The organism is Pseudomonas sp. GXM4 (genome assembly GCF_008923895.1).
Lineage (GTDB): Bacteria > Pseudomonadota > Gammaproteobacteria > Pseudomonadales > Pseudomonadaceae > Aquipseudomonas > Aquipseudomonas atacamensis.
The window spans coordinates 1-4416 of record NZ_WBRZ01000365.1 but is presented as its reverse complement, the minus strand read 5'-3'; the positions used below and the strand labels follow the sequence as shown (position 1 = coordinate 4416).

The window sequence follows — 4416 nt, the reverse complement described above, 5'->3', positions numbered from 1 at the left end:
GAGCCGGCTCGCGAAAGCGGTCTTGCAGGCAAAAAAAAGCGCGGCATATACGCCGCGCTTTTTCATTCACTGCGAAGTCTTACTGCGCCTTGGTCTCGGTCGTTGCAGCAGGCTTGGCCGCTGGCTTCTTCGCCGGTTCAGCCTTCTTCGCCGCCGGTTTGGCCGCCGGCTTTTTCGTTTCGGTTTTGGCCGCAGGCTTCTTCGCCGCTGGCTTGGCCGCTGCTTTTTTCGCCGGCTCGGCTTTCACCGGGGCCGCTGGTTTCGGTGCTTCCACCGGCGCTGGCGCGGGTGCCGGGGTCGGTGCAGGCGCTGGAGCGGCCGGAGCAGGTGCTGGCTCTGGCGCTTTCGCAGGCTCAGGCTTTTTCTCGTCATCCGAACCGCCGAACAGGTTGCTGAAGAAGTTGCCCTTCTTCGCCGCCACGGCACCCGCCGCGCCTGCCGCTGCCGCAGCCGGAACCACTTTGGCCGGTTCAAAGGACTTGCCTGCCGCCAGATCTTCAACCTGGCTAGCCGCGCGCTGGCCGGTGCGCAGTGCGCCTTCCAGAGTGCCCGGGTACAAGGTGTCGGTGTGTTCGCCGGCGAACGCTACGCGTTGCAGCGGACGTTCCCACAGGCGCCAGAACTTGCTGATCTGCCCCGGGCCGTAAGCCAGGTAGGCGCCGCCCATCGACGGGTCGGTGCTGTAGCGGCGGATTTCATAACCGGTGAACGAGCCACGGGCCTGTGGATAAAACGCGTGCAGACGGATCAGCACCTGATCGACCATCTGCTTGTCGCCGAACGCCTGCATCACACGGGCGTTATCGCCGGACAGGTTGATCACCACATTGGCGCCGCCCTTCAGCGCCGGCTCGATCCAGAGCATGCCTAAACCTGCGTTGCTGTAGATCTCGCCGGACATGCGCGATTTGCTTTCCCACACGGGCGTCTTGAACTTCAGCATGATCTGGTCGCGCCAACCGTAGTTGGTGCCCTTGATCGCCGCCAGATGCTGAGCATCCAGCGCCGGGGTCAGGGCGATCTTGTTCAGTGCGCGCAACGGCACCGCCAGCACCACGTAGTCAGCCTGATAGCCGACGCTGCCAACTTTGACGGTCACGCCGTCCTTGTCCTGGATGATGGCCGAGACCGGCGAGTTGGTCTTGATGGTTTTGATCTGTTTGACGAACGCCTGCGCCAGCACTTGGCTGCCGCCGACCAGACGCGAAGCACGCAGGTCTCGGTCGGAAACGCCGCGATAGACGCGGTTCTGCTGAGCGAAGTACAGCAGCGACAGACGCGAAGGCTCGTCGTAGTGGGTGCGGATGTCCTGGTTGATCAACTGACGCGCGGTGGCCGGCAGGTTCTGCTTGTCGAGCCAGCTCGATACGGTGATCTGGTCCAGCGCATGCAAAGTGGCGGTCGCCGCCGGGTTCTGCGGGTCGTCGATCGAGCGCGCCAGATCGTCGAGGGTCTTCTGGTAGCGCTTGAGCGCATCGGCGGTGGCTGGCTGCTTGGTGGCCAGATCAGCGGCGGAGAAATAATCGCCGTCGATCAGATAACCCGGCGTACGCACGAATTCCGGCGCCGGCGTGGTGCCGAGCTTGAAGGTCGACACGTACTTGTTCAGCACCGGCTGAGTCTTGTCGTTGCCGATCCACTCGCTGGTGGCCATGCCCGAGCGCCCGCCCAGGCTTGGTTTGGCTTCCAGCAGGGTGACCTGCCAGCCTTTGTTCTGCAGTTCGTAAGCAGCGGTCAGACCCGACAGGCCACCGCCAATCACGATTGCGGTTTTATCCTTGGCCAGCGCCGTAACGCTGAACAGCCCCAACATCACCAGCGCACAGGCGCGCAGCCAACCGACAGACATTCAGCGAACTCCGGAAAAACATGTGGGAAAAAGCAGTTTTGCGAGTCAGACGACTCAAAGAACCGCGAAGAATACGTTAGCCATCAAAACGCCGCCAGCGACGTCTATCGGCTCAGACAAAGTAGCTCAATCGACACAATGGGTTGTTCCCGCGCGATGCATTGCATAGGCTTGCGCGATTGTTCGCCCGCGCCTGACGCGAGCCGCCTCGAGGAGACTGTAAATGGGCCTGAATAACCAGTGGATGCAACGCGATCTTGCGGTGTTGTGGCATCCCTGCACCCAGATGAAAGACCACGAACAGCTGCCGCTGATCCCGATCAAGCGCGGCGAAGGCGTCTGGCTCGAAGACTTCGAAGGCAAGCGCTACCTCGACGCGGTCAGCTCGTGGTGGGTCAACGTGTTCGGCCACGCCAACCCGCGCATCAACCAGCGCATCAAGGATCAGGTCGATCAACTCGAACACGTGATTCTTGCCGGTTTCAGCCATCAGCCGGTGATCGAGCTGTCCGAGCGTCTGGTGAAAATGACCCCGGAAGGCTTGAACCGGGTGTTCTACGCCGATAACGGTTCGTCCTGCATCGAAGTCGCGCTGAAGATGAGTTTTCATTACTGGCTCAATCGCGGCCAGCCGAACAAGAAGCGCTTCGTCACCCTGACCAACAGCTACCACGGCGAAACCATGGCAGCGATGGCGGTCGGCGATGTGCCGCTGTTCACCGAGACCTACAAAGCCCTGTTGATGGACACCATCAAAGTGCCGAGCCCGGATTGCTATCTGCGCCCGCAAGGCATGAGCTGGGAGGAACACTCGCGCAACATGTTCGCCGCCATGGAACAGACGCTGGCGGAAAATCATGACAGCGTCGCTGCAGTAATCGTTGAGCCGCTGATTCAGGGCGCCGGCGGCATGCGCATGTATCACCCGGTGTACCTCAAGCTGCTGCGCGAGGCCTGCGACCGCTATGGCGTGCACCTGATCCACGATGAAATCGCCGTCGGCTTCGGCCGCACCGGGACGATGTTCGCCTGCCAACAGGCCGGCATCCGCCCGGATTTCCTCTGCCTGTCGAAAGCCCTCACCGGCGGCTATCTGCCGCTGGCGGCGTGCCTGACCACCGACGAGGTCTACAGCGCCTTCTACGACGACTACCCGACCCTGCGCGCCTTCCTTCATTCGCACAGCTACACCGGCAACCCGCTGGCCTGCGCTGCGGCATTGGCGACGCTGGACATCTTCGAGCAGGACAACGTGATCGAGAACAACCAGGCGCTGGCTCAGCGCATGGCTTCGGCGACGGCGCATCTGGTCGATCACCCAAACGTCTCCGAAGTGCGCCAGACCGGCATGGTCCTGGCGATCGAGATGGTCAAGGATAAAGCCACGAAAGAGGCCTACCCTTGGCAGGAGCGTCGTGGCTTGAAGGTTTTCCAGCATGCACTGGAACGTGGTGCGTTGTTGCGGCCGCTGGGCAGCGTAGTGTATTTCCTGCCGCCGTATGTGATCACCCCGGAGCAGATCGACTTCCTGGCCGAAGTGGCCAGTGAAGGTATTGATATCGCTACGCGTGACAGCGTCAGCGTGGCGGTGCCGAAAGACTTCCATCCGGGATTCCGCGACCCGGGCTGATCGATACCAAAGGTTTGAGAAGGACCCTGTGGCGAGGGGATTTATCCCCGTTCGGCTGCGCAGCAGTCGTGAAATCAGCACACGCGGTACTCCTGACTCACCGCGTGAGCAAATTTTGGGGCGGCTTCGCCACCCAACGGGGCGGTGCGACGGTTCGCTAAATCCCCTCGCCACAAAAGCTCTTCACCACAGTGACTACGCGCCAATTTTTTAGAGACCCGAAATGAGACTGTCCCGCTTCTTTATCGACGCCCCGCTGAGCACTGGCGAACACGAACTGCCGGAGGCCCAGGCGCATTACATCAGCCGCGTGTTGCGCATGGCCGAAGGCGATGCGGTGCAGTTGTTCGACGGTTCCGGCCATGAATTTCGCGGGTCCTTGGTGGACGTCGGCAAGAAACGCGTGGTTGTACAAATCGACGAGCAATTCGCCGGACAGGTCGAATCGCCGCTGCAGATCCACCTCGGCCAGGGCCTGTCCCGGGGCGAGCGCATGGACTGGGCGATTCAGAAAGCCACTGAACTGGGCGTGACGCAAATCACCCCGATCTTCAGCGAACGCTGCGAAGTGCGGCTCAAGGACGAACGCGCCGACAAGCGCTTGCTGCACTGGCGCCAAGTGGCGATCAGTGCCTGCGAACAGTGCGGGCGTTCACGGGTGCCGGTGATTCATCCGCCGGTGTTGCTGGCGGACTGGCTCAAGCAGACCGAAGCCGAATTGAAACTGGTGCTGCACCCGGTGGCAGAGCCGTTGGTGAGTCATGCCAAACCGGCGACGCTGGCGTTTCTGATCGGACCGGAAGGTGGCTTGACGGACGGCGAAGTCGAGCAGGCCAAAGGCAATGGCTTCCACGCCGCCCGCCTCGGCCCACGGGTGCTGCGCACCGAGACTGCGCCGGTGGTGGCGCTGGCGGTAGCCCAGCAACTGTGGGGTGAT

At 61.9% G+C, this 4416-nt stretch carries 3 protein-coding genes; 2 read left to right on the top strand and 1 reads right to left on the bottom strand.

The window, feature by feature from the left end; all coding sequences use genetic code 11:
• Window positions 1-79: 79 nt before the first annotated feature.
• Complete coding sequence (locus F8N49_RS25910) at window positions 80-1849, bottom strand: flavin monoamine oxidase family protein (RefSeq protein WP_071172240.1); 1770 nt, start codon at window positions 1847-1849, stop codon at window positions 80-82.
• Window positions 1850-2072: 223 nt separating this feature from the next.
• Between F8N49_RS25910 and F8N49_RS25905 the strand changes: the two genes are divergently transcribed.
• Both F8N49_RS25905 and F8N49_RS25900 read left to right on the top strand, forming a co-directional pair.
• Entirely contained in the window at window positions 2073-3479 is a 1407-nt protein-coding gene (locus F8N49_RS25905; RefSeq protein WP_151553132.1) for an adenosylmethionine--8-amino-7-oxononanoate transaminase, read from the top strand.
• 223 nt (window positions 3480-3702) lie between these two features.
• Window positions 3703-4416 (top strand): 16S rRNA (uracil(1498)-N(3))-methyltransferase (locus F8N49_RS25900; RefSeq protein WP_151553130.1); only part of this gene is annotated, 714 nt, incomplete at its 3' end.